Origin of the sequence: Streptomyces sp. B21-083 (assembly GCF_036898825.1) — a bacterium.
Classification (GTDB): domain Bacteria; phylum Actinomycetota; class Actinomycetes; order Streptomycetales; family Streptomycetaceae; genus Streptomyces.
In genome coordinates this window covers 2843025-2867566 of sequence record NZ_JARUND010000002.1, presented here as the reverse complement: position 1 = coordinate 2867566, position 24542 = coordinate 2843025, and the positions used below count along the sequence as shown (strand labels likewise).

The window sequence follows — 24542 nt, the reverse complement described above, 5'->3', positions numbered from 1 at the left end:
ACAGTCCCTGCCTGAAGTCTCAAGTAATTGCCATGAGTTACTCGATTGCGTACGCCAATCGTCCCTCCAGCACCTACTCTCCCCCCAAACTCATTCGACGGGGATCAGACGGGGAACAGGCGAGCTGAGGACAATGGAGCCACTTCGTCCCACGGATCCGGAGCGGCTGGGGCCGTACCGTCCTGTCGCGCGACTCGGGGCCGGAGGTATGGGCGAGGTCTTCCTCGCCAAGGACGACCGGCAACGGACCGTGGCCGTCAAGGTCATCCGTCCCGAGCTGGCCTCGGGCAAGGCGTTCCGCGACCGGTTCCGCCGCGAGGTGGACGCCGCGCGGGCGGTCAGCGGCACCTACACGGCGTCCGTCCTGGACGCCGACCCGGACGGCCCCGTCCCCTGGCTGGCCACCACGCACATCGTCGGCCCGACACTGGCCGAAGCGGTCGAGGCGTACGGGCCGCTGCCGCCGAGCACGGCACTGGCCCTCGGCGCCGGACTCGCCGAGGCGCTGATCGCCGTGCACTCCGCGGGGCTGGTGCACCGCGACCTCAAGCCGTCCAACGTGCTGCTCTCCGCCGAGGGCCCGCGCGTCATCGACTTCGGCATCGTCCGGGCCACCGACGGCTACGAACTCACCCTGTCCGGCGTGCTGTTGGGCTCGCCGCGGTACATGTGCCCCGAGCACGCCACCGGGGACCCGATGGGCCCGGCGGGCGACGTTTTCTGCCTCGGCTCCGTCCTGGCCTACGCGGCCACCGGGAAAGCGCCCTTCGACGGCGCGTCGGCGGCCACCCTGCTGTACCAGGTGGTGCACGGCACGCCCGACCTGACGGGGGTCAAGGACCCGCTGGAGACGATCATCCGGCTGTGCCTGGAGAAGTCCCCTGCGGCCCGGCCCAGCCCGGACCGTGTGTCGGCGGCGTGCGCGCCCGGCGGCGCCGACGCGCTGGACTGGAACGGCTGGCTGCCGGAAACCGTCGCCTTCTCGACAAGACGCCAGGCCGCCGTCCTCATGGACCTGGACCTCGACCTGGACCTCGGGCTCGACGCGAGAGCGGACGTCGTCGGACGACAGCCGGCCCGAGCCACCGTGACAGCCGCCTCCACAGCCGCCTCCGCCTCGGCCCCCGCCCCCGGCGACCTCCGCGTCGACCCGCGCCTGGCGGCCGTTCAGCGCCTCGTCACGGAACGCCGGAGCAGCGGCCCCCAGCGCGTCGTCTTCCCCGAGGAACCGAAGCCTGCCCCGGCCCACGAACAGCCGCCGGCGCAGACCCCCGCGCAGTCGCCCGAGCGGGGCACCCACCGCGCCCGGCGCTCACCCCGGCCGAACCTCTCCCGCCGGGGTGTCCTCGCGGTCGCCGCGCTCGCCCTGGGCACCGGCGTCACCGCACTGCTCCACGGATCGAAGGACGATTCGGGTGGCGTGGCGACGCCGGCCGGTCCGGCGCCGGAACCGCTGTGGACGTATCGCAGCGAGCCGCTCGTCCAGGCACCGGCGGTCTTCTACGACGAGACGGCCCTGCTGAAGACGCAGTCCGGCACCCTGTTCTGCCTCGGCCTCACCGACGGCGCCAGTCCCCGCTGGACCTACCGGGGCATCAGCCAGTCGCCCACCCCGCCCCTGGTCCTCGGGGACGTCGTCGTCGCCCTCGGCACCGGCGCGACCGTGATCGGCGTCGACCCGGTCACGGGCGCCGAACGGTACTCGCTGGACTTCGGGGCGGACTTCCGCTTCGACACGCTGCTCGGCGGGGCCGTCGGAACCGTCACCATCGTCGGACTGCGGTTCGACCGCCAGGACCGGCCGGACGGGTCCCGGGGGCCGGCCACCTCGACGAACGTCGTCCTCGGTACGAATCTGAAGGAGCGCCTGGCCCAGGTCATCCCCATCAGCACGCAGGACATCGGCCTCGACCTGAAACCGTTCATCGACGCCGACCGCTTCGTCTACCTGGACGGGCTGCACCGGCTGACGGCACGCGGCGGCGACGCTCGCGGGAGCGTCCTGTGGAGTCGGCCCATGGCGTCAGGTTCGGAGACCCGGTCGGCCCCGGTGGTGCTCGACAACACCGTCTTCGCCGCCGACAGCGAGCTCGTCGCCGTGGATCTGGTGTCCGGCGCACTGCGCTGGCGGGTGCGGCAGGAGAAGGGCGGATTCGCCTCCGTCGCCGCTGTGGGCGACACCGTGTACTGCACCACGAGGAACCCCCATGGCGTCCAGGCGTTCGACGCCGCCGACGGCTCCCGGCGCTGGTTCTGCGAAACCCCGCGGCTGGACCTGGAGAATCCCCTTGTCGCGGGCGGTGACGCGGTGTTCGTCACGGCCGAGGCCAACAAGGACGGCTTCTACGCGATCGACGCCCGGCGGGGTGAACTGCTCTGGAACTTCACCGACGGCCGGGACACCGGCATCAACGACTGGCAGCTCTCCTGCGACACCGACACCGGAACCGATCATCCGCTGATCGCCCAGCACTTCGACAAGGTGTACGCGCTTCCGATGCCTCGGTCCTGAAGATCAGGAAGGTCCTGAAGGCACCCGGGAGCCCGTGATCCGTCACTGGGCGATTCGGTCTGCGGTCACGCGGACATGGTGGCGCGGCTCAGAGCTGCTCCCAGCTGCCGGGGTCCTCGGCCAGGGTCGCGGAGGCGCCGGGAGTGCCCTCCCGGAAGGCCGGCGCCTGGAAGGGGTCGATATCCGGGGTCGGCGTGTCAGTCCTCGCGTGGAACGTGGTGGGTTCCGGCGCGGAGAACAGAGAAGTCAGCTCGATGGAAGGTCTCCTGATCCTCGAAACGGCACGGCAGATCTCACAGGACGGTCAGCTTGGCGTAAGGACTGATGATCCGTTCCTGACGCCCGCCGAAGTCGACGAGTACTGCGATGCCGTCCTCAACGGTGGTCACCCGGCCGAGGCCGAAGACGTCGTGAGTGACCCGGTCTCCTACCGCGAACAGCTTGGTAGGGGGTGCCACAGGGGCTTTGAAGGGGCTGGTGGCCAGATGGGCCCGCGTTACCGCTGTCTTTGTCATTGACGCCAGTATGCTCCGCTCCGGGCCTTCGTGGGCCCGGCGGGTACCCCCGACTCTCTCCGGCCATGCCAGGGCATGGCCCGTGGACGAGCGTACGGGGACGGTGGAAGTCCCGCTCGCCGACACGGATAGTGCAGGTCATGTGGGTTGTGAGGGGGCTGGGCGAACCCCCGTGAGGGTCCGTCGGGCGGTGCCGCCCTACGGAGAGTGATCGCGAAGTGTTATGAATCAGTAGCCACTCGCGTCGCCCGCGCGGCCCCGCATGGCCCCCGCATGGGCCTCACTCACTCCCTTCCCGAGGCGCTCACCGCCAGCACCGCCACCACCACGGCCGCGACGAGGAGCGGAATTCCCAGGCCGTGGTGGATCACCAGCCAGGCGCCGAGCAGCGCGCCCAGTCCCATCGCCGCGACCGACGCCGAGCGGCGCGGAGAGTGCCTGCCCGAGCCGCCGGCCGCGCGGGAGTCGGCGGCGAGGCCGGTGAGGGTCATCGTCAGGACGGTGGTCGTCAGGTCGGGGACGCCCAGCCGGCGTACCGTCGCGTTGCGCAGGCCCATCGCGAAGGCCGTGACGGCGATCAGTGTGTAGACGGTGGCCGTCGCGTCCGGGGCCGCGAAGGCGACCACAGAGGACGCGCCCAGGAACACCGCTTCGACGGCGAGGGTGACCCGGGCCCACCTCCGGCGCGAGCCACCGCCCAGACGCCCCGCGACCCGCCCGCCGGCCACCGCGCCCACCAGGAACGCACCGAGCGACGTCAGGGTGTGCGTCACGGAGAAACCGGGCGCCCCGGCGGCGGCGAAGCCCAGCACGACGACGTTGCCGGTCATGTTGGCGGTGCTGTGCCTATCTGGGGGACACCCCCAGACCCCCGCCATGGCCGAACCCGAGGTAGCTGACGGCGTCGATCAGCCCGCTGACCACCGTCAGCCCCAGCAGCACGACCACGAGACGCAGACCGCGCGATTCGGGATCGTACGACGACGATGACGGCGATGGCGGAGATGACGGCGACGGCTGGGCCGGCCCGGTTGCCTCAGTGCTCACCGGTCCAGTCCACCACGGGGACATGAGGGGATGTGCGGAGGGGCGCGGGGAGTGCGGGGAGTGAGAGGGGAGCACGAAGGCGCCGGTCCCGAAACGATCGGGGACCGGCGCCTTTTGCTGACCTACTGACCTACTGACCTACTGACCTACTGACCTACTGACCTACTGGCGTCCTTGCGGGACGGCTCAGTACCAGTGGTGGGTCTGCCAGAAGTTCCAGGCGCCGACCGGGCTGCCGTAGCGGTCGTTCATGTACTTGAGGCCCCACTCGATCTGGGTGGCGGCGCTGGTCTTCCAGTCGGAGCCGGCCGAGGCCATCTTCGAGCCGGGCAGGGCCTGGACCAGGCCGTACGCGCCGGAGGAGGCGTTCGTGGCGCCGACGTTCCAGCCGCTCTCATGCTCGACGATCTTGCTGAACGCCTTGTACTGCGCGTCGTTCGGGATCAGCTTCTGCGCGACCGCCTTGGCGCTGGAGGCCGAGGAGGTGGTCGCCGCCTCGGCGGGAGCCGCGGCCAGGACCATACCGGCGGTGGCGGCGGCCACGGCGGCGGTCGTGAGGGCCTTCTTGGGGGAGGCGAGGTGGCGGGCGATGCGGGAGACGAACACGGAGAACCTTTTCTTCGGGAACAGGGCCGTCGCGGCGAGCCGGTGCCACATGCTGCGGTTCTGCGTGTGTGGCGGTGACATGCGGCGGCGCCGCGACCCGTGAGGGTTCGTCGGCGCCGTGCGACTGCTCCAGAGAAACAGGCTCGAAGGCCGCCCGCAATCACCCCTTTTGCTAGTTGTGGTCGTATGTGGGCTGTACGCACCCTTTGTGATCTGGCTCTCAATGCGCAGGTCGGAGGCAGTTTCTGTGTGGGCATGACATGGACTTCGATCTACTAGCCCGCCTCGTAGGTGATCTGCGTCCTGTGGGCCGCTTCACGCGCCCGGCGCGTCGAAAGTGACCTGGCTCTCGAACGCGGCCCGTCGTGTGGCCCGGCGCAGCGCCTTGAGGACGGTCGAACCGAGGGTGAGGGTGAGTACGACGGTGAGGACGGCGCGTCCCAGGTCCCAGCCGAGCGAGGTCGCCAGGCAGTACGTGACGAAGCGGGCCAGGTTCGTGGTCGTAGGCGCGTCCGGCACGAAGGCGATGTTCGAGGCCAGCTCGCCCATGAAGGGCCAGCCCGCCAGGTTCATGACCGTGCCGTAGGCGACGGCGGCCAGGAAGCCGTAGCCGGCGAGGAGGAGCAGCTCCGCCCGGCCGCGCAGGCGCTCGGCACCCGGCAGCAGACCCGCGCCCATCGTGAACCAGCCCATCGCGAGCATCTGGAACGGCATCCAGGGCCCCACCCCGCCCGTGAGCAGCGCGGACGCGAACATGGTCACCGAGCCGAGGACGAAGCCGAAGCCGGGGCCGAGGACCCGTCCGCTCAGCACCATCAGGAAGAACATGGGCTCCAGCCCGGCCGTACCGGCGCCGAGCGGGCGCAGGGCGGCCCCGGCCGCCGCCAGTACGCCGAGCATCGCCACCGCCTTCGGGCCGAGCCCCGACTCGGAGATCGTCGCCGCCACGACCGCCACGAGAAGGACGAGCAGCCCGGCGAAGAGCCAGGGCGCGTCCGGCGCGTGCGCGCTGACGGCGGAGGCGGGCGGCGCGAGAAACGGCCACCCGAACCCCACCACCCCCACCGCACCGACCAGACCGAGGGCAGCGGCGGAGCGAGGCCCGAGGCGGACGGGGCGGGGGTTGCCGGTCGCGCTCATCGCAGGGCCTCCCTCACCTGGGCGACCGTGAGCCATCGCTGGGGAGCCAGGATCTTGGTGACCTGCGGGGCGAAGGACGGTGACGCCACGACCACCTCCGCCGTCGGACCGTCGGCGACCACCTCGCCCTCGGCCAGGATCACCACCCGGTGGGCCAGCTCGGCGGCCAGTTCCACGTCGTGGGTGGCCAGCACGATCGCGTGGCCCTCGGCGGCCAGGGCGCGCAGGATGCCGACCAGCCGGGCCTTCGCCGCGTAGTCGAGACCCCGGGTCGGCTCGTCGAGGAGTAGAAGGGGCGGCCGGGCGGTCAGTACGACGGCCAGCGCGAGCGCCAGGCGCTGCCCCTCGGACAGATCACGCGGGTGCGTGTCGTCCGCGATGCCCGGCAGCAGCTCGGAGACCAGCGCCCGGCAGCTCCCCGGCTCGGCGCCCGCGTCGGCGTCGGCCGCCCCGCACTCGGCGGCGACCGTGTCGGCGTACAGCAGGTCACGCGGCTCCTGGGGTACGAGGCCCACGCGGCGTACGAGGTCCCGGGGCGCCGTCCGATGCGGCACCGCACCCCCGACGCGCACCGAACCGGCGGCCGGTTCGACGAGCCCGACCAGCGCCCCGAGCAGCGTGGACTTCCCGGCGCCGTTACGGCCCATGAGGGCGACCGTCTCGCCGGGGGAGACGGTGAGACCGACCCGCCGCAGGGCTTCGACGCGGGCGCGCCGGACGGTGAGGGCGTGGACCTCCGCCGCGTGGACGGGGGCGAGGGGCGCCGGTGGCGGTGGGCTTCTGCGGAAGCGCCGACGGGGGATGGTGGGTGGGTCAAGTGCGGGCACCGGCACTGGGGTTGGCGTGGGCGCCGGGTACGGGTGGTCCGCGAGGCGCGACCTCAGGTCCCCGGCCCTGCGGCGGGCGTCGCGGACCGTCAGGGGCAGCGGGGACCAGCCTGCCAGGCGGCCCAGGGCGACCACGGGCGGGTACACCGGGGAGAGGGCCATCACCTCCGCCGGGGTACCGACGACCGGGGGCGCGCCGGGGGAGGGGAGGAGGACGACTCGGTCGGCGTACTGCACCACCCGTTCCAGGCGGTGCTCGGCCATCAGGACCGTCGTACCGAGATCGTGGACGAGGCGCTGCAGAACCGCCAACACCTCCTCCGCCGCCGCCGGATCGAGCGCCGACGTCGGTTCGTCGAGGACCAGGACCCTCGGATGCGGGGTGAGGACGGAGCCGATCGCCACCCGCTGCCGCTGTCCCCCGGAGAGCGTGGCGATCGGACGGTCGCGCAGGTCGGCCAAACCCAGCAGGTCCAGGGTCTCCTCCACCCGGCGGCGCATCACGTCCGGTGCGAGGCCCAACGACTCCATTCCGTAGGCGAGTTCGTCCTCGACGACGTCCGTCACGAAGTGGGCGAGCGGATCCTGGCCCACCGTGCCGACCACGTCGGCGAGTTCGCGCGGCTTGTGGGTGCGGGTGTCGCGGCCGGCCACGGTCACCCGGCCCCGCAGGGTGCCCCCGGTGAAGTGCGGGACGAGCCCGCTCACGGCGCCCAGTACCGTCGACTTGCCGACCCCCGACGGGCCGGCCAGCAACACGAGTTCACCCTCCGGCACCTCGAAGTCGACGTGTCGGCAGGCGGGTTCGGCGGCCTCCTCGTAGGTCACGGAGACGTCCTCGAAGCGGATCACGACAGCTCCTTGGCGGCGGTAGGCGTACGGGGTGCGGGACTTGGGGCCACGAAGGCCGGGAGCAGACCGAGCAGCACGGCCGCCGCCGGCCAGAGGGGCAGGGTCGGCGACTCCAGCGGTACGACGCCGGGGTGCAGCGCCGCCGAACCGGCGGAGCCGGAGGCGAGGACCATCAGCGCCGCCACCAGCACCCCCGACCCCGCGACCAGCCACGCCCGTACGCCCCACACGTCCGGCCGGTACCGGGTGCGAAGGGAACGCCGGCCCCCGAGCCACAGCCCGCCCAGCGCCGCCGCCAGCCCGGCCAGCAGCACCGGCAGCCCATAGGTGCCGCCCGCCGCCGTCAGCAGCCCGTACGTGCCCGCGCAGACGCCGAGCAGGCCGCCCAGGGTGAGTGCGGCGGTCGTACGCCGGACGCCGGCCGGAACCTCGGCGGTACGGCCGTAGCCGCGCGCCTCCATCGCCGCCGCCAGCGCGACCGACCGCTCCAACGCGCCCTCCAGGACCGGGAGTCCGACCTGCAGCAGCCCCCGTACACCCCGGTCGGGACGGCCACGCAACCGGCGGGCGGCGCGCAGCCGCTGGACGTCCGCGACGAGGTTCGGCGCGAAGGTGAGGGCCACGACGACGGCGACCCCGATCTCGTACAGCGCGCCGGGGAGGGACTTGAGGAGACGGGCCGGGTTCGCGAGGGCGTTGGCGGCGCCGACGCAGATCAGGAGCGTGGCCAGCCGCAGACCGTCGTACAGGGCGAAGACCAGCCCCTCGGCGGTCACCCGGCCACCGACGCGTACCCCCTGCGCCCAGTGGGGGAGGGGGAGTTCGGGGAGCGTGAGAAGGACGTGCGAGCCGGGGATCGGGGAGCCGAGGACGACGGCGAAGACGAGCCGGATGACGAGGACGGCCAGACCGAGCTTGACGAAGGCGGTGTAGGAGCGTGCCCAGGGCGCGTCGGTGCGGCGCGCGGCCACGACGTAACCGGCCACGACGACGAGGAGACCCAGGAGGAGGGGGTTGGTGGTACGGGTGGCAGCGGTCCCGAGCCCCAGAGACCAGACCCACCAGGCACCGGGGTGCAGGGACGTCGAGGCGTTCCGGCTGAGCGGCGCTGGTGAGGTCGGGTGCGCACGCGCGCCCCGAAAGGGGCGCGGGGAACTGCGCGACCAGCCCCCACGGGCCCGCAGCGAACGAACCGCGTACCCAGCGGAGCGCTCACGCATGGCGACGGCGCCGCGTCTGCCAGATCGCCGCCCCGCCGAGCGCCACCACGGCCGCGATCCCCGCGAGCAGGCCGACGGACGGGCCACCGTCCGAATCCGTTTCCGTGGCCCCGGCGGATTTGCCCGCCCCCACCGTCTCGCCGCAGCCCGTGCGCGGATACCCGGCGATCGCGCAGAGCAACGCGCTCGCGTTGTACCGCAGGGGCCTCGCGACCGAGGCGAGGGCGTCCGCCGTGGTCGCGTCGGGGGACACCCGGGCGCACGCCGTACGCGTCGCGGGCGGACTCTCACCGGACGGCGCGTCGGCGGACGTACCGAAGTCGATGACGAGCGCCACGCGCTTGTGGCCGTCCTGCGCGGGCGTCCTGGCGCAGACGACCGCGAACACGGCGTCGGCGCGCGGCTGGGCGGCGCCCTTGGAGTCCTGGCTGACGGCGAAACGGAAACCCTGGACGTCACCGTCGGAAGGCCGGGCGGTCGACGGTCCCTGCGTGGCATACGTCCACGCGCCGCCGTCGCGCTCCCAGAAGGACCAGTAGCGGTAGCCGACGGCCTGGGCCTGCCCGGCGGCCGCCCAGAGGCCGAGGAGGAGGGTGGCCAGCAGGAGGGGGAGCGCGCGACGCCTGATCACGACTGCTGCTTCCTCTTGTTGCGCCCGCTGATCAGGAAACCGATGCCGATACCGGCGACGAGGAAGACGCCGACGATCCAGAGCGTCCCGAAGCCGGTGTCGTCGATCGTGCCGTCCTTGTCGATGTCCCCGGCGGCTCGGGTCGGAGAGGCGGAGGCAGGGACGGACGCGGGCGCAGGGCCGGTCGCGTCGAGGAGGGTCATCAGGTCCTGGCCGCCGAAGTCGCGCGGATCGGCGGACCCGGCATGCGCAGCGAGGATCAACTGCGCGTACGCGGCAGGCCCCGCCTCCTTCGCCCACGGCCCGGCGCTCGCCTCCAGCCAGCGCAGCGCGTCGGCCGCCCGCTGCCCCTGACCGGCGGTCGCGAGGGCGACGACGGCATCGGCGGTGTTGCCGTAGTCGGGCTGGTCCTTGGCCCCGGCCAGCGCGGATGTCAGGTGCTTGTCCTTGGCGAGGGCCTGTACGAGGTGGGCGGCGCCGTTACGAGCGGCCTGCCCGGGGTCGTCGGAGTCCGAGCAGGCCGGAGCGGTACCGCTCGGCTTGACGGCCTCCCCGGCGAACCCCTTCCCCAGTACGCCGACCACGGCAGCGGCCGTCGCGTCGTCGTTGGCGGCGAGCTTGCCCTTCTTGTCCGGCTGGTAGGCGAAGGCGCCCCCGCCGGTCGCGTCGCACGGGATGGCGAGCTTCAGCAGCAGGTCGTACGGGGACTTGCCGCCCTTGGTGACCTCGCCGGGCTTCCCACCGGCCGCGGCGAGGGCTCCGACGACCACGGAGGTGGAGTTCGTGTCGCTGGCCCCGCCGGCCGCGTACCCCCAGCCACCGTCCGTGTTCTGTACGGACTTCAGCCAGGCGACGGCCTTGCCGACCCCCGCGTCCTGCCCGCCGAGGGCGGCGAGCGCCTGGACGGCGGCGCCGGTGCTGTTGGTGTCGACGAGGGTCTTGGCGTCGCAGGCCGTGCCGCTGTCCGCCCGGAAGGGCGCGAAGGCACCGCTCGCGCACTGCTGCCCGGCCAGCCATTCCACGGCCGCGGCGGCCGGCTTCACCCCGACGGTGTCCTGGGCGAGCAGCGCGAGGGACTGGCGCCAGACACCGTCGTAGGTGGGGTCGCCGGTGCCGTACAGCCCGGCGGGGAGGGCGGCCGAGGGGGACGGCGAGGCGGCGGACGCCTGACCGCCGCCGGCCAGAGTGACGGCGATGACGGCCAGAGCCGTGGCGCTGCGGCGGACATTCATGATCGGCGGGTGCCTCTCCCTGCGGGGAGCCGGACAGCACGGGACACCCCGGGCGGCTCGGCTCCGTATGCCTCGACGGTGCCGTACACCGGCGGACCGCCGGTGACGCGAGCCGGTCACGATCCCACACAGGGCAATCCGGCTCACAGCCTCCGACGAATGCCCAGGCTGCTCACGGTTGCGGGTCAGCGCCGGATTTACACCGGCTTCCCCCCGTACGGGTGTGATACGACCCGCCCACTGTACCGGTCCGTGCAAACGGCACCGAGTTCACGCCGCTCCACATCGACTCACACCGCCACGTACGTCACCGGCTCGCTCCCCGCCACCGCCTCCGCCTGGCCCAGTTTGACCAGGCGGCGGACGTGGGCCTCGGCCTCCGAGACCGCGATGTTCCTTGAGCCCGGGGGGATTTCGGACCAGGGGCGGTTCCACTCCATGCGTTCCGCCAACTGCCACGGGGTGAGGGGGGTGGTGAGGAGGGTGCGGAGGCCGGCGAGGCGTTCGTCGTGGTGGTCGAGGAGTTCCCGTACGCGGACGGCCGCGTCGGGGAAGGCGTGGCGGTGGGCCGGGAGCACCTCCGCCGGGGCCAGGCGGTCGACGCGCTCCAGGGAGGCGAGGTAGTCGCCGAGGGGGTCGGCGACCGTCGTGTCGTCCGGGTCCTCGTACAGGCCGATGTGCGGGGTGATCCCGGGGAGCAGGTGATCGCCCGAGAACAGGCGGCCGTTGCCCGGGAGTCGGGCCGGGTGGGCCTCCTCCAGGTGGAGGCAGACGTGGCCCGGGGTGTGGCCCGGCGTCCAGATCGCGCGCAGTCGGCGGCCGGGGAGGTCGAGGAGTTCGCCGGGGACGATCTCGCGGTCGGGCAGCGCCGGCGAGAAGCCGGGCAGGATGCCGATGGGCGTCCTGGTCAGGGTCGCCACATGCTCGTCGGGCGCTCCGGCCGCCGCCAGCTTCGCGGTCATGTAACCGAACCAGCGCTCGGCACGGTTGTCGCGCGTCCGCCGTACGAGCGCGATGTCGGCCTCGTGCATCGCGATCCACGCCCCGGACGCCTCGCGGACCTGGCCGGACAGGCCGTGGTGGTCCGGGTGGTGGTGGGTGATCACCATGCCGTGGATCTCGCCGACCGCCGTGCCGCAGGCCGACAGGCCCTCGACGAGGGTGTCCCAGGACAGCGGGTCGTCCCAGCCCGTGTCGATGAGCACCGGTCCGCTGTCCGTGTCGACGACGTACACCAGCGTGTATCCGAGGGGGTTGTTCGGGATGGGCACCCGGAGGGACCGTACGCCCCCGCCGTGATCGGTCACCTGCGTCGACACCTGCGTCATGGGCTCCCCTGTGGCTGGGCTGCCAGCAACTATAACTAGAACCGGTTTCAATGGGAGCCCGAGTCACTTACCCCGTAGTGGTGCGCGAGCTGTGGACTCCTCGGAGGGGAACTGGTAACTGTCTCCGTATCTATCTGACGATCCGTCAGAGACGGTACCCGCAGAGGCAGTCGGCGAGAGGCAGTCGGCCATGACCGAGCTCGTGGAACACGGACAACTGTTCATCGGCGGGGAGTTGACCGATCCCCTCGGCAAGGACGTCATCGAGGTCATCTCCCCGCACACCGAAGAGGTCTTCGGCCGTGTGCCGCACGCGTCGAGGGCCGACGTCGACCGGGCCGTCGCCGTCGCGCGTACCGCCTTCGACGAGGGACCCTGGCCGCGGATGACCCTCGACGAGCGGATCGCCGTCGTCACCCGCATCAAGGACGGTGTCGCCGCACGGTACGAGGAGATCGGCCGCGTCATCTCCTCCGAGAACGGCTCCCCGTACTCCTGGAGCGTCCTCGCCCAGGCCCTCGGCGCGATGATGGTGTGGGACGCCGCGATCACGGTCGCCCGCGACTTCACGTACGAGGAGACACGCGACGGAGCCCTCGGCCGCATCCTCGTCCGGCGCGAACCGGTGGGCGTCGTCGCCGCGGTGGTCCCCTGGAACGTCCCGCAGTTCACCGCGGCGGCCAAGCTCGCGCCCGCGCTGCTCGCCGGCTGCACGGCGGTCCTCAAGCCGTCGCCCGAGTCGCCCCTCAACGCGTACATCCTCGCGGAGATAACGAAGGAGGCCGGACTGCCGCCCGGCGTCCTCTCCATCCTCCCGGCCGACCGCGAGGTCAGCGAGTACCTCGTCGGGCACCCCGGCATCGACAAGGTCTCCTTCACCGGCTCGGTCGCCGCGGGCAAGCGGGTGATGGAGGTCGCCTCCCGCCAACTCACCCGCGTGACCCTGGAGTTGGGCGGCAAGTCGGCGGCCGTCGTGCTGCCCGACGCCGACCTCGACACCACTGTCCCCGGCATCGTCGGCGCCGCCTGGATGAACAACGGTCAGGCGTGCGTGGCCCAGACCCGCATCCTCCTCCCACGCTCCCGCTACGACGAGTTCGCGGACGCCTTCGCCCAGGCCGCGAGCGCGCTGGTGGTCGGCGACCCGCTCGACCCGGCTACCCAGGTCGGCCCGCTGGTCGCGAAGCGGCAGCAGCAGCGCAACCTCGACTACATCCGCATCGGTCAGGAGGAGGGCGCGAAGATCCTCACCGGCGGCGGACGCCCGGCCGGCCTCGACCGCGGCTGGTACGTCGAACCGACCCTCTTCGGGGACGTCGACAACTCGATGCGCATCGCCCGCGAGGAGATCTTCGGCCCGGTCATCTGTCTGCTCCCGTACGGCGACGAGTCCGAGGCGGTGAAGATCGCGAACGACTCCGACTACGGGCTCTCCGGCAGCGTGTGGACGGCCGATGTCGGGCACGGCATCGACGTGGCACGGCAGGTCCGTACCGGCACCTACTCGGTGAACACCTTCAGCCTCGACATGCTCGGCCCGTTCGGTGGCTACAAGAACTCCGGGCTGGGGCGGGAGTTCGGGCCCGAGGGGTACAGCGAGTACCTGGAGCACAAGATGATCCACCTCCCGGCCGGCTGGGAGGGGTAACGGGCATGGGTGATCGCTGGCACGTGGAGGTGGACCGCTCGCTGTGCATCGGCTCGGCCCAGTGCGTCCACCGGGCCCCGGGCGGGTTCCGCCTCGACACCGGGATGCAGTCCCACCCGGTCGAACCGGACAGGGACGCCAACGAGAAGGTGCTGGCGGCGGCGGAGAACTGCCCGGTGGAGGCGATCATGATCACGCTGCTGGAGGGCGGGGAGGCGGTGTTTCCGCCGGAGGACTAAGAATCTTCAACGAGGGGTTCCATATCGTGACATAAGCCATATTATGGAAACAGGCCTACGGGACGAGTGAGGGAGTTCAACCGTCGTAGCCGACTTCGGCGAGACGCTTCGGCATCCGCTGGGGCCGACATTGACGGTAGGGCTGAGAGGCTGGACGGCAGTTGGCGGGCCGGAAGGCGACCTCGGGACCCGATCCGGGTAACACCGGAGCGGGGAAACCCGTCTCGTAGGTCCCTTTCGCGTGCGCGAGTGCGGCGGGACGGGCGCGCCGGGACCGCCCCAAGTCCCCTGGAACCTGTTCGGTCCCGCTCCGGGACCTGTTCAGTCCCGCTCGGGATCCGTCAGGTCGATCAGCCGGCACACCGTCTCGATGTCGATCTTCACCTGGGCGATCGAGGCGCGGCCGGACAGCCAGGTGACCAGGGCCGAGTGCCAGGTGTGCTCGATGACGCGCACCGCCGAGAGCTGCTCGGGGGTCGGGTGGCCCTGAGTCTGACCCTGGCCCCGGCCGGGTTCGCCTTCTCCCAGGCCCATCGAGTCCAGGATGATCGCCGTCGTCTGGCGGGAGACCTGGTCGACCTCCGGCGAGACACTGCGGTCCGCGAAGGTCAGAGCACGCACCATCGCGTCCGCCAGATGCGGCTCGCGCTGGAGGGCGCGGAAGGCGCGCATCAGGGTCTCCGCCACCCGCTCCGCCGCCGTCTCGCCGGTCGGGGGTTTCTTGCGCAGCGTGCCGTGCATGTGTTCCAACTGGTCCTGCATCGTGGCGACCAGCAGATGGATTTTGGACGGGAAGTACCGGTAGAGCGTGCCGAGCGCGACCTGCGAGGACTCCGCGACCTCCCGCATCTGCACCGCGTCGAACCCGCCCCGGCTCGCCAACTGCGCGCTCGCGTGCAGGATCCGGCGCCGACGGGCCTCCTGCCGCTCCGTGAGCGGAGCGGAGTGCGGCGGCGAACTCGGTCGCGCCGTATGAGCTTCCACCTTCGCGTCGGCAGGCATGGGTCCCGTTCCGTGACAGTCGGTGATCGCTCGGTCGTCATGCGGCGATCGGTCAGTCGTGTGTCAGCAAACAGTCGGCAGCATGGCACTTCGTGTTGTGCGTCCGCCGTGGCGCGAATCACCTGATCCACCGCTCACAGCCGACGTACCTGCCGGTAGATTCGGAGCCTCCTGAACGATCAAGTCTGAAACTTGTTCTAGATTAGCGTCCCGTCGTAGTCTCGCGGGAAACCGTGGGGAGAAGGGGGCCGGGAGTGACGGCCGAGGCCAGCGAGGCAGGCCCTCCGGGGGATCCTGCGGCGGACGGCGAGCGACCGCTCAACATCGCACTTCTGACCTATAAAGGGAACCCGTTCTGCGGCGGACAGGGCGTCTACGTACGCCATCTGTCCCGCGAACTGGCCCGGCTCGGTCACCGCGTCGAGGTCATCGGCTCCCAGCCGTACCCGGTGCTGGACGTGCTCGACGGCCGCGACGGGCGTGCGGGGTTCGCAGCCGGCCCCGACCCCGTCCTCACCGAGCTGCCCAGCCTCGACCTGTACCGCCAGCCGGACCCCTTCCGCACTCCGGGGCGCGGCGAGTACCGCGACTGGATCGACGCGCTCGAAGTCGCCACGATGTGGACCGGCGGCTTTCCCGAACCGCTCACGTTCTCCCTGCGTGTTCGCCGCCAACTGCGCGCCCGCAGCGGCGAGTTCGACGTCGTGCACGACAACCAGACGCTCGGATACGGCCTGTTGGGCGACATCGGCGCGCCGCTCGTCACCACCATCCACCACCCCATCACCGTGGACCGGCAGTTGGACCTGGACGCGGCCGACAGCAGGCGCCGACGGATGTCCGTACGGCGCTGGTACGGCTTCACCCGCATGCAGAAGCGGGTGGCGCGCCGCCTGCCGTCGGTACTGACCGTCTCGGGCACCTCGCGTCAGGAGATCGTCGACCATCTCGGCGTACGGGACGAGCGCATCCACGTCGTGCACATCGGCGCGGACACCGACCTCTTCTCACCCGACCCGGCGGTACGCCAGGTGCCGGGCCGCATCGTGACCACGTCCAGCGCGGACGTTCCCCTCAAGGGGCTGGTGTTCCTCGTCGAGGCGCTCGCGAAGGTACGTACGGAACATCCCGCCGCCCACCTCGTGGTCGTCGGCAAGCGCGCCGAGGACGGGCCCGTCGCCCAGGCCATCGAGCGGTACGGCCTCGAAGGCGCCGTCGAGTTCGTGAAGGGCATCTCCGACGCCGAACTCGTCGACCTGGTGCGCTCGGCGGAGATCGCCTGCGTACCGTCCCTGTACGAGGGCTTCTCGCTTCCGGCGGCCGAGGCGATGGCCACCGGGACACCCCTGGTCGCCACCACCGGCGGAGCGATCCCGGAGGTGGCCGGCCCCGACGGCGAAACCTGCCTGGCGGTCCCACCGGGCGACCCCGGAGCCCTGGCCACCGCCCTGGCCACCCTCCTCGCCGACCCGGACCTGAGAGCACGCCTGGGCCGAGCCGGCCGCGAACGCGTACTGTCCCGCTTCACCTGGGCCCGAGCGGCGGAGGGCACAGCAGCCCACTACCGCGAGGCCGTAGCCCGCTCCGCGGCCGGGCAGACGCCGCCGAGGCCTCCTCGCCGCTCCGCGCCCGCGGCTCCGGCCGGCTCGGCGTCCCCGGCTCCGGCCCGCTCCGAGGCCGCGCCCGGCCCCGCCGACGGCACCGTCGCAGGGCCCGTCTCCGTGACCACGGTTTCCGCCGTTCCCCCACTCGAATTCCCCGACCGCGAAAGCAGGACTTCGTGCTGACCGTCGACTTCACCCGGTTCCCGTTGGCGCCGGGCGACCGCGTTCTGGACCTCGGCTGCGGAGCCGGGCGGCACGCGTTCGAGTGCTACCGGCGTGGTGCCCAGGTCGTGGCGCTCGACCAGAACGGTGACGAGATCCGCGAGGTCGCCAAGTGGTTCGCGGCGATGAAGGAGGCGGGCGAGGCGCCCGCCGGGGCCACCGCGACGGCCATGGAGGGCAACGCCCTGGCCCTGCCGTTCCCCGACGAGTCCTTCGACGTCGTGATCATCTCCGAGGTCATGGAGCACATCCCGGACGACAAGGGCGTACTCGCGGAGATGGTCCGGGTGCTGAAGCCCGGCGGCCGGATCGCGATCACCGTGCCGCGCTACGGGCCCGAGAAGATCTGCTGGTCCCTCTCCGACGCCTATCACGAGGTCGAGGGCGGCCACATCCGCATCTACAAGGCGGACGAACTGCTCGCGAAGATCCGGGAAGCGGGACTGACGCCCTACGGCACCCACCACGCCCACGCCCTCCACTCCCCGTACTGGTGGCTGAAGTGCGCGTTCGGGGTGGACAACGACAAGGTGCTGCCGGTGCGCGCCTACCACAAGCTGCTGGTCTGGGACATCATGAAGAAACCGCTGGCCACCCGGGTCGCCGAGCAGGCGCTGAACCCGCTGATCGGCAAGAGCTTCGTGGCCTACGCGACCAAGCCGCACCTCCCGAGCCTCTCCGAGTCCGAAGCCGAGGTGGCCGCCAAGTGACGACCCCCCGGACAGAACACCTCGTCCTGCCCGGGGTCCTCACCGCCGAGCAGGCCGCCCTCACCGTTCGCGGGATCCTCGCGGAGCAGCGGGACGACGGGGCCATACCGTGGTTCCGGGGACACCACCTCGACCCGTGGGACCACACCGAGGCGGCGATGGCCCTGGACGCGGCCGGCGAGCACGAGGCCGCCGAGCGGGCGTACCTGTGGCTGGCCGCCCACCAGGTCCAGGACGGCTCCTGGTACGCCGCGTACTCCGACGGGGACGCGGACGCCGTCACCGACCGGGGGCGGGAGACCAACTTCGTCGCCTACATAGCGGTCGGCGTCTGGCACCACTATCTCTCCACCGGCGACGACAACTTCCTGGACCGGATGTGGCCGACGGTCTTCGCGGCCGTCGAGTTCGTCCTCCAGCTGCAGCAGCCCGGCGGTGAGATCGGGTGGAAGCGCGAGGACGACGGCACCGAGGTCAAGGACGGTCTGCTGACGGGCAGTTCGTCCGTCCACCACGCGCTGCGCTGCGCCCTCGCCATCGCCGAGGAGCGCGAAGAGCCGCAGCCCGACTGGGAGTTGGCGGTGGGCGCGCTGCGCCACGCGATCCGCCGGCACCCCGAGCGGTTCCTCGACAAGGACCGCTACTCGATGGACTGGTACTACCCGGTCCTGGGCGGCGCGTTGACGGCTCCGGAGTCCAAGTCCCGTATCGAGGAGGGCTGGGACCGCTTCGTCGTCCCCGACCTCGGGGTGCGCTGCGTCGTGCCCAACCCGTGGGTGACCGGCGGCGAGTCGGCCGAACTCGCCCTGGCGCTCTGGGCGGTGGGTGAGTCCGACCGTGCCCTGGAGATCCTGCAGTCGATCCAGCACCTGCGCGACGAGGAGAGCGGCCTGTACTGGACGGGCTACGTGTTCGACGCCGAGGCGATCTGGCCGCGCGAACTCACCACCTGGACGGCGGGTTCACTGCTCCTCGCGGTCGCCGCGCTCGGCGGCCACGAGGCGACCTGCGCGGTGTTCGGCGGCGAGCTGCTGCCGACGGGACTGGACCCCGACTGCTGCAGCTGACCGCCCGGCGGGAGTTGTACTTTTCGGGTGCGGGTGCGGGTGCGGGTGCGTTGTGGCTGGTCGCGCAGTTCCCCGCGCCCCTTTGGGTGCGGGCCGGCCTCTCAGTGGCGGTTGATGCGGTTGGCGATGGCGTGGCCCACGAACAGGTAGACGACGGCAGCCAGTCCGTAGCCGGCGACGACCCGGGCCCACTGCTCGTCGAAGGTGAAGAGATCGTGCGACCAGCCTGCCAGCCAGGCGGCCGCGTCATGGACGACCTGCACGAAGTCGTTCGCGCGGTTGGCGTCCAACAGGTACATCAGGATCCAGAGGCCGAGGATGACGGCCATGATGTCGGCGACGATCGCGATGATCGTCCCGGCCTGATTGGCACCACGGTGATATGCGGGGGACATGTCCTTCGGATTGCCCCGGAATCCAGGACGAAACCAAACGCCGTCAGCCTGCCGTCAGGAGTTGAGCTCGGCGAGCACCCGCAGGGTGTGCGGGTCGGGGGAGAGGACGAGAAGGTCGGTCACCGGCCCCTTGCGCCACAACTCCAGCCGTTCCGCGATGCGTTCACGCGGTCCGACGAGGGAGATCTCGTCGGCGAAGGCATCCGGCACGGCGAGCACGGCCTCCTCCCGCCGCCCGGCGAGGAACAGCTCCTGGATCCGCCGGGCCTCCTCCTCGTATCCCATGCGCGCCATCAGATCGGCGTGGAAGTTGCGGGCCGCGTGTCCCATCCCGCCGATGTAGAAGCCGAGCATCGTCTTCACGGGCAACAGCCCCTCGGAGACGTCGGCACAGACGCGGGCCTGCGCCATCGGCGCGACGAGAAACCCCTCCCCGGCACCGCTCAGCGGCTCCTCGTACACCCCGGCCCGCAGCGGGGACCAGTACAGGGGCAGCCAGCCATCGGCGATACGGGCGGTCTGGGCGATGTTCTTGGGCCCCTCCGCACCGAGCAGCACGGGGAGTTCGGCGCGCAGGGGATGGGTGATCGACTTCAGCGGCTTGCCGACACCGGTGCCGTCCGGACCGTCGTACGGCAGGGGGTGGTAGCGCCCGCTCAGCTCAACGGGAGCCTCGCGCCTGAGGACTTGGCGTACGACATCCACGTACTCCCGGGTGGCGGTCAGCGGCGACTTCGGGAACGGACGCCCGTACCAGCCCTCGACGACCTGCGGGCCGGACAGTCCCAGCCCGAGCATGACGCGTCCGCCGGAGAGATGGTCGAGGGTGAGGGCGTGCATCGCGGTGGTCGTCGGCGAGCGGGCCGCCATCTGGGCAACCGCCGTACCCAGCTTGATCCTTGACGTCTGCGCCGCGATCCAGGTCAGCGGGGTGAACGCGTCCGACCCCCACGACTCGGCGGTCCACACCGAGTCGTAGCCGAGCCGTTCGGCCTCCTGAGCGAGCGGTACATGGTCCGGCGAGGGACCACGACCCCAGTAGCCGAGCGCGAGACCGAGCCGCATGCCTGCCTCCTGACGGTCCGTCAGTTATGGTGACGCTGGCGGCGACTGTACGACAACGGCCCCTCGCCCGGAAGGGCAAGGGGCCGGAGCCGACGTATCCCGCGGACGGTGTTGTCCGTCCGACGGCGTTATCCGCGCTGGATGCCGGAGGTGTCCTGCAGAACGCCCCGACGGCCGTCCTGCGTCTGGGCGATGAGGCCCTGGCCGCGCTGCTCGACGGCCAGGTACCAGGTACCGGGGGCCAGTTCGGCGATCGGCGTCGGCGAACCGTCCTCCGCGAACAGCGCACGCGGCACCGGCACGGCGAACCAGAACGGCGAGAAGTCGGCAGCCGGCGGCTGCGCCTGCTGCGGCTGACCGGCGCCCGCACCGGCACCGGCGCCGAAGGGCTGACCGGTCTGCGGCTGGCCGCCGTACGGCTGCTGCTGCGCGCCGGCACCCGGGTAGCCGTAGCCGCCCTGGGGCTGGCCGCCGGGGTAGGGCTGGCCGCCGTAGGGCTGCGGGGCGGCCGGCTTGGGGGCGCCGATCAGGGCGCCCTTGAGGGCCGGAACCAGGGGGGTGGCCACGGCGGCGCCCGCCATGACGACCGTGGCGACGAGGGCGAGGATCAGGCCGGTGCCGGCGTCCGGGCCCGAACCGGCGTTATTGCCGACGTTGTCGATGCCGCCCGCCGGGTCGAAGACGTTGCCGAGCGCGCTCCAGGCGGCGAACACGGTGAAGGCGACACCGAACTGGCCGAGCTCGATGCCCGCGACCTTCGGCACCTGCGGCAGACCGTGCGACACCACGACGAGCGCGGCACCGATGAGGCCCGCGAGGACCACGCCCATCAGAACCGGCCCACTGGCCCAGGCGCTCGGCATGTCGAGGCCCGTGGCGCCGTCGACGGAGAAGATGTCGAGGAACGACGCGATGAACAGCAACACCGCTGCTCCGATCACCACGCCGTCGCCTCGAGTGAGGGAGCGGATATTCACTTCAGGTCCTCAGGTCCTTCGTAGGTCGTGTCGACGTCGTCATTCGGTCGGTCGGCCGTCCGTACTCGGGCGGCCGACAATCGATCGTGCGTAGGGGCACGACATTATCGTCCGCTCATGTGGACTGTCCGCCGGGATGCACGCGTTGATCACGACCCGCGCAGGAAACTCACGATTCCCTCAGAGATACCCTGCGCGGCCTTCTGCCGCCAGGTGCCGCTGGTCAGCAGGTCCGCGTCCTTGCTGTCGCGCATGTTGCCACACTCGATGAACACCTTCGGAACCGTTGACAGATTGAGACCGCCCAGGTCCGTGCGGGTGTCGAGACCGGTGCCGTCGCCGATGTAGTTGGAGGGCGCGGAGCCGGTCTCGTCGGCGAAACCAGCCTTGACGCGCTCGCCGAGCAACCGGGAGGGGCCCACGATCGGCCGGGTGTCCGCGGCCCCTTGGTGCACGGATCCCGGGAGGATCACATGGAACCCGCGGTTGCCCTGCGCGCTCCCGTCCGCGTGGACGGAGACGACGGCGTCGGCGTGCGCGGCGTTCCCGATCCGGGCGCGCTCGTCCACGCAGGGCCCGAAGGCGTAGTCGGACCGGTCACCGTCCTGGGTGAACTTCACGGTCGCGCCCTGCTGTTCGAGAACCGTCCGCAGCCGCCGCGCGACATCGAGAGTGAACTCGGCCTCCGTGTAACCGCTGTTGGTGGCGGTACCGGTGGTGTCGCATTCCTTCGAGTTCGTACCGATGTTCACCTTGCGGGCGATTTCGGCGGCGTGCTTGAAGTTCCCGGGGTTGTGCCCGGGGTCGATGACGACGACCTTGCCCGCCAGGGAAGCCGCGGGTCCGCTGGGCGTGCTGAGGCCGGGCGGTCCGATCGGCGACAGGGGTTGGTAGTCGCCACTGGACAGCGAATTGCCCTTGCCGTCACCACCGCCGCCGTCGGCGAAGGCCTCCCAGACGAACCACCCGCCCGCCCCGCCCAGCACCACCACGGCGAGGGCGACGGCCAGCGGACGGCGCAGAGAGGCGCGAGAGGAACGAGAGGGCTGGGACGGCTCGAAGCCGGGGCCTGCGTACGACACGACAGCGACTCTAACCGTGGCCTCAGATCCCGGCGCCCGTTCGCCGCAGGACGCGCAGCGAGTCGGTCGCCGAGATCTCCGTGAAGGCGCCGGAGGCGAGGGCGCGGAGGTAGACGCGGTAGGGGGCCTGGCCGGTGAACTCGTCCTCGGGGTCGGGGAAGACGTCGTGGATGAGCAGGAGGCCGCCTTCGGCGAGGTGCGGGGCCCAGCCCTCGTAGTCGGCGGTGGCGTGCTCGTCGGTGTGGCCGCCGTCGATGAAGACGAGGCCGAGCGGCGAGTTCCAGATCCGCGCCACCTGCGGCGAACGCCCGACGACCGCGATGACGTGGTCCTCCAGGCCGGCGGTGTGGAGCGTGCGCCGGAAGAGCGGAAGGGTGTCCATGACGCCGAGTGCCGGGTCTACGGTCTCCGGGTCGTGGTAGTCCCAGCCCGGCTGCTGCTCCTCGCTGCCCCGGTGGTGATCGACGGTGACGGCGGTGACCCCGGCCGCGCGGGCCGCGTCGGCGAGCAGAATCGTGGAACGCCCGCAGTACGTCCCGACCTCCAGCAACGGCAACCCGAGCACCCCCGCCTCGACGGCGGCCCCGTACAGGGCGAGCCCCTCCCCGACGGGCATGAACCCCTTGGCGGCTTCGAAAGCAGCCAGAACCTCGGGCTTGGGCGCTGCCACGGACATGGGGTTCCTCTCGGTCGTACGGGTGTGCGGAGGCCCTCATGTTGCCCTACAGCCCCGGGTGCGGGGACGACAGGGGGCACGCACCCAGGGGCGCGGGGAACTGCGCGACCAGCCACAGCGGGCCCGCGGTCAAAAACGCACCCCGCACCCCCCAAGCGAGCGCAGCGCCTACGCGCTGACCGTCTCTCCAGGCAGGGACAGGTCCAGGTCGACCGCTCCCTCCGCCCCCGCATGCGTGGCGGACGAGGCAAGCGGCCCATGGCCGGAGGCCCGCGCGGCGAGCACGTACGCGCCCTGCGTCGGCACGGCGAGCGCATAGCTGCCGTCGTCCGCGGAGAGCGTCGCCCCCGCCTGGCGACCGCGCTGGTCGATCAACGTGACCTTGGCGCGCGCGACAGGGCTGCCGTCCGCGTCCAGAACGCGCCCACGGAACCCGGCGTCGAGTACCTCGTTGGCCCGCGCGAGGACGGCGTCCTCCTCGCTGCTGGCCCGCAGTTGCGGCTTGTTCGCAGGGCGCCGGCCCGGCAGGAACAGGGCCAGCAGGAGGCCGACCGCCACCGCGCCCGTGGCGATGAGGAAGGAGACGCGGAAGCCGTGCATGGTGGGGATGGCGACGCCGCCCACATGGTCCGCGGTGTTGGCGAGCACCATGCCGATGACGGCGCTGGACACCGACGTACCGATGGAGCGCATGAGGGTGTTGAGGCCGTTGGCCGCGCCGGTCTCGGAGGCCGGGACCGCGCCCACGATCAGGGCGGGGAGCGAGGAGTAGGCGAGGCCGATGCCCGCGCCCAGAACCACGGCGATGACGAGGGACTGCCAGGCGGCGCTCATCAGGCCGAGGCCGGCGCCGTAGCCGATCGCGATGATCAGCAGGCCCAGGATCAGGGTGACCTTGGGCCCGTACTTGGCGGAGAGGCGGGCGTAGACGGGGGCCGTGAACATCATCGTCAGGCCGAGCGGCGCCACGATCAGGCCCGCCATGACCATCGACTGGCCGAGGCCGTAGCCGGTGGAGGTCGGCAGCTGGAGGAGCTGGGGCAGGACCAGTGAGACGACGTAGAAGGAGACGCCGACCATGATCGAGGCGAGGTTGGTGAAGAGGACGGCGGGCCGGGCGGTGGTCCGCAGGTCCACCAGCGGGGCCTTCAGGCGCAGCTCCAGCACGCCCCACAGGAGGAGTACGAGTGCGGAGGCGCCGAACAGGCCGAGCGTGGTGCCGGAGGTCCAGCCCCAGTCGCTGCCCTTGGTGATCGGCAGGAGGAAGAGGACGAGACCGGCGGACAGACCGATGGCTCCGAGCACGTCGAAGGTGCCCTCGGCGCGCATCTGCGACTCGGGTACGACGACCAGGGTCAGGATGATCGCTACGGCGCCGATGCCGGCGGCGCCGTAGAAGAGGGCGTGCCAGTCGGAGTGCTGGGCGATCAGCGCGGCGATGGGGAGGGCGAGACCGCCGCCGACGCCGACGGAGGAACTCATCAGGGCCATGGCCGAGGGGAGCTTCTCGCGGGGCAGCATGTCGCGCATCAGACCGATGCCGAGGGGGATGGCACCCATGGCGAAGCCCTGGAGCGCGCGTCCCACGATCATGATCAGCAGGTCGCTGGTGAGCGCGCTGATCAGGGCGCCGACCACCATCACGGACAGGCTGGCGATCAGCAGGCGCCGCTTGCCGTACAGGTCACCGAGCCGGCCCATGATCGGCGTGGCCACGGCCCCGGAGAGGAGCGTCGAGGTCAGCACCCAGGTGGCGTTGCTGGGCGAGGTGCTCAGCAGCTGGGGCAGGTCCTTGATGACGGGGACGAGCAGGGTCTGCATGACCGCGACAACAATGCCCGCGAAGGCGAGCACCGGGACGATGGCCCCGCCCGTTCTGCCGGTTTCACCGGCGGGCCGGCCGGTCGTCGTGTGCGTCATGGGGTGGAGCCTCCAGGCGGATCCG

Annotated in this window: 21 protein-coding genes and 1 pseudogene; 6 read left to right on the top strand and 16 right to left on the bottom strand. The window is 71.5% G+C overall.

The window, feature by feature from the left end; translation table 11 throughout:
• Nucleotides 1-133 precede the first annotated feature (133 nt).
• A complete protein-coding gene (locus QA861_RS36825) occupies nucleotides 134-2512 on the top strand; it encodes a serine/threonine-protein kinase (RefSeq protein ID WP_334593084.1) in 2379 nt (792 codons plus the stop codon).
• A 293-nt stretch (nucleotides 2513-2805) separates the two neighbouring features.
• Here the strand turns inward: QA861_RS36825 and QA861_RS36820 are convergent, their stop codons facing one another.
• From QA861_RS36820 to QA861_RS36780, 9 genes and pseudogenes are all read right to left on the bottom strand, one after another.
• Nucleotides 2806-3027 (bottom strand): hypothetical protein, encoded by a 222-nt coding sequence (locus QA861_RS36820; protein ID WP_044473203.1) that lies wholly within the window; start codon nucleotides 3025-3027, stop codon nucleotides 2806-2808.
• Nucleotides 3028-3311: 284 nt separating this feature from the next.
• Nucleotides 3312-4074 (bottom strand): annotated as a pseudogene (locus QA861_RS36815) (YoaK family protein).
• Nucleotides 4075-4260: 186 nt separating this feature from the next.
• The gene (locus QA861_RS36810) at nucleotides 4261-4680 is read right to left on the bottom strand and encodes an aggregation-promoting factor C-terminal-like domain-containing protein (protein ID WP_334594961.1); all 420 of its coding nucleotides are present in this window, start codon (nucleotides 4678-4680) and stop codon (nucleotides 4261-4263) included.
• 315 nt (nucleotides 4681-4995) lie between these two features.
• A complete protein-coding gene (locus tag QA861_RS36805) occupies nucleotides 4996-5820 on the bottom strand; it encodes an ECF transporter S component (protein WP_334593083.1) in 825 nt (274 codons plus the stop codon).
• A complete protein-coding gene (locus tag QA861_RS36800; protein ID WP_334593082.1) occupies nucleotides 5817-7499 on the bottom strand; it encodes an ABC transporter ATP-binding protein in 1683 nt (560 codons plus the stop codon). Before QA861_RS36800 ends, QA861_RS36805 begins: the two co-directional genes overlap by 4 nt.
• Nucleotides 7496-8719: a CbiQ family ECF transporter T component gene (locus QA861_RS36795; RefSeq protein WP_443041623.1), complete on the bottom strand. Its 1224-nt coding sequence runs from the start codon at nucleotides 8717-8719 to the stop codon at nucleotides 7496-7498. Before QA861_RS36795 ends, QA861_RS36800 begins: the two co-directional genes overlap by 4 nt.
• Nucleotides 8712-9350, bottom strand: coding sequence for an SCO2322 family protein (locus tag QA861_RS36790; protein ID WP_334593080.1), 639 nt, complete (start codon nucleotides 9348-9350; stop codon nucleotides 8712-8714). The genes QA861_RS36795 and QA861_RS36790 overlap by 8 nt, the downstream gene beginning before the upstream one ends.
• On the bottom strand, nucleotides 9347-10582 hold the full coding sequence (locus QA861_RS36785) for an SCO2321 family membrane protein (RefSeq protein ID WP_334593079.1): 1236 nt from the start codon (nucleotides 10580-10582) through the stop codon (nucleotides 9347-9349). Before QA861_RS36785 ends, QA861_RS36790 begins: the two co-directional genes overlap by 4 nt.
• A 290-nt stretch (nucleotides 10583-10872) precedes the next feature.
• Nucleotides 10873-11910 carry a Strvi_7410 family MBL fold metallo-hydrolase gene (locus QA861_RS36780; protein ID WP_334593078.1) on the bottom strand — a complete coding sequence of 346 codons (1038 nt, stop codon included), beginning with the start codon at nucleotides 11908-11910 and terminating at the stop codon, nucleotides 10873-10875.
• Between the two features lie 190 nt (nucleotides 11911-12100).
• Here QA861_RS36780 and QA861_RS36775 point away from each other — a divergent pair, with 190 nt between their 5' ends.
• Both QA861_RS36775 and QA861_RS36770 read left to right on the top strand, forming a co-directional pair.
• Nucleotides 12101-13558 (top strand): aldehyde dehydrogenase, encoded by a 1458-nt coding sequence (locus QA861_RS36775; RefSeq protein ID WP_334593077.1) that lies wholly within the window; start codon nucleotides 12101-12103, stop codon nucleotides 13556-13558.
• Between the two features lie 5 nt (nucleotides 13559-13563).
• Complete coding sequence (locus QA861_RS36770; protein ID WP_334593076.1) at nucleotides 13564-13797, top strand: ferredoxin; 234 nt, start codon at nucleotides 13564-13566, stop codon at nucleotides 13795-13797.
• Between the two features lie 321 nt (nucleotides 13798-14118).
• Here the strand turns inward: QA861_RS36770 and QA861_RS36765 are convergent, their stop codons facing one another.
• Nucleotides 14119-14799: a TetR family transcriptional regulator gene (locus QA861_RS36765; RefSeq protein WP_334593075.1), complete on the bottom strand. Its 681-nt coding sequence runs from the start codon at nucleotides 14797-14799 to the stop codon at nucleotides 14119-14121.
• A 254-nt stretch (nucleotides 14800-15053) separates the two neighbouring features.
• Between QA861_RS36765 and QA861_RS36760 the strand changes: the two genes are divergently transcribed.
• Genes QA861_RS36760 through QA861_RS36750 form a run of 3 tightly spaced genes read left to right on the top strand, consistent with a single transcriptional unit; the run spans nucleotide 15054 to nucleotide 18402 of the window.
• Nucleotides 15054-16586 carry a glycosyltransferase family 4 protein gene (locus QA861_RS36760; RefSeq protein ID WP_334593073.1) on the top strand — a complete coding sequence of 511 codons (1533 nt, stop codon included), beginning with the start codon at nucleotides 15054-15056 and terminating at the stop codon, nucleotides 16584-16586.
• The gene (locus QA861_RS36755) at nucleotides 16580-17335 is read left to right on the top strand and encodes a class I SAM-dependent methyltransferase (RefSeq protein WP_334593071.1); all 756 of its coding nucleotides are present in this window, start codon (nucleotides 16580-16582) and stop codon (nucleotides 17333-17335) included. Before QA861_RS36760 ends, QA861_RS36755 begins: the two co-directional genes overlap by 7 nt.
• The gene (locus QA861_RS36750) at nucleotides 17332-18402 is read left to right on the top strand and encodes a prenyltransferase (RefSeq protein ID WP_334593070.1); all 1071 of its coding nucleotides are present in this window, start codon (nucleotides 17332-17334) and stop codon (nucleotides 18400-18402) included. The genes QA861_RS36755 and QA861_RS36750 overlap by 4 nt, the downstream gene beginning before the upstream one ends.
• Before the next feature lie 101 nt (nucleotides 18403-18503).
• On the opposite strand, the gene QA861_RS36745 is transcribed toward QA861_RS36750, so the two are convergent.
• The 6 genes from QA861_RS36745 to QA861_RS36720 all read right to left on the bottom strand — a co-directional run bounded on the left by QA861_RS36745 (nucleotide 18504) and on the right by QA861_RS36720 (nucleotide 24517).
• On the bottom strand, nucleotides 18504-18797 hold the full coding sequence (locus QA861_RS36745; protein ID WP_319205236.1) for a hypothetical protein: 294 nt from the start codon (nucleotides 18795-18797) through the stop codon (nucleotides 18504-18506).
• 54 nt (nucleotides 18798-18851) lie between these two features.
• A complete protein-coding gene (locus QA861_RS36740; protein WP_334593068.1) occupies nucleotides 18852-19862 on the bottom strand; it encodes an LLM class F420-dependent oxidoreductase in 1011 nt (336 codons plus the stop codon).
• A 128-nt stretch (nucleotides 19863-19990) separates the two neighbouring features.
• Nucleotides 19991-20839 (bottom strand): hypothetical protein, encoded by an 849-nt coding sequence (locus QA861_RS36735; protein ID WP_334593067.1) that lies wholly within the window; start codon nucleotides 20837-20839, stop codon nucleotides 19991-19993.
• A gap of 149 nt (nucleotides 20840-20988) precedes the next feature.
• Nucleotides 20989-21921, bottom strand: a complete 933-nt coding sequence (locus QA861_RS36730) for an N-acetylmuramoyl-L-alanine amidase (RefSeq protein ID WP_334593066.1) — start codon at nucleotides 21919-21921, stop codon at nucleotides 20989-20991.
• A 22-nt stretch (nucleotides 21922-21943) separates the two neighbouring features.
• Nucleotides 21944-22597: a class I SAM-dependent methyltransferase gene (locus tag QA861_RS36725; RefSeq protein ID WP_334593065.1), complete on the bottom strand. Its 654-nt coding sequence runs from the start codon at nucleotides 22595-22597 to the stop codon at nucleotides 21944-21946.
• Nucleotides 22598-22765: 168 nt separating this feature from the next.
• Nucleotides 22766-24517, bottom strand: coding sequence for an MFS transporter (locus tag QA861_RS36720; RefSeq protein WP_334593064.1), 1752 nt, complete (start codon nucleotides 24515-24517; stop codon nucleotides 22766-22768).
• Nucleotides 24518-24542: the final 25 nt, after the last annotated feature.

Coding starts and splice junctions, on each gene's coding strand:
- QA861_RS36805 (WP_334593083.1), bottom strand. CDS start 5,820: ATGAGCGCGACCGGCAACCCCCGCCCCGTCCGCCTCGGGCCTCGCTCC.
- QA861_RS36745 (WP_319205236.1), bottom strand. CDS start 18,797: ATGTCCCCCGCATATCACCGTGGTGCCAATCAGGCCGGGACGATCATC.
- QA861_RS36765 (WP_334593075.1), bottom strand. CDS start 14,799: ATGCCTGCCGACGCGAAGGTGGAAGCTCATACGGCGCGACCGAGTTCG.
- QA861_RS36775 (WP_334593077.1), top strand. CDS start 12,101: ATGACCGAGCTCGTGGAACACGGACAACTGTTCATCGGCGGGGAGTTG.
- QA861_RS36740 (WP_334593068.1), bottom strand. CDS start 19,862: ATGCGGCTCGGTCTCGCGCTCGGCTACTGGGGTCGTGGTCCCTCGCCG.
- QA861_RS36780 (WP_334593078.1), bottom strand. CDS start 11,910: ATGACGCAGGTGTCGACGCAGGTGACCGATCACGGCGGGGGCGTACGG.
- QA861_RS36770 (WP_334593076.1), top strand. CDS start 13,564: ATGGGTGATCGCTGGCACGTGGAGGTGGACCGCTCGCTGTGCATCGGC.
- QA861_RS36825 (WP_334593084.1), top strand. CDS start 134: ATGGAGCCACTTCGTCCCACGGATCCGGAGCGGCTGGGGCCGTACCGT.
- QA861_RS36725 (WP_334593065.1), bottom strand. CDS start 22,597: ATGTCCGTGGCAGCGCCCAAGCCCGAGGTTCTGGCTGCTTTCGAAGCC.
- QA861_RS36785 (WP_334593079.1), bottom strand. CDS start 10,582: ATGAATGTCCGCCGCAGCGCCACGGCTCTGGCCGTCATCGCCGTCACT.
- QA861_RS36820 (WP_044473203.1), bottom strand. CDS start 3,027: ATGACAAAGACAGCGGTAACGCGGGCCCATCTGGCCACCAGCCCCTTC.
- QA861_RS36720 (WP_334593064.1), bottom strand. CDS start 24,517: ATGACGCACACGACGACCGGCCGGCCCGCCGGTGAAACCGGCAGAACG.
- QA861_RS36795 (WP_443041623.1), bottom strand. CDS start 8,719: ATGCGTGAGCGCTCCGCTGGGTACGCGGTTCGTTCGCTGCGGGCCCGT.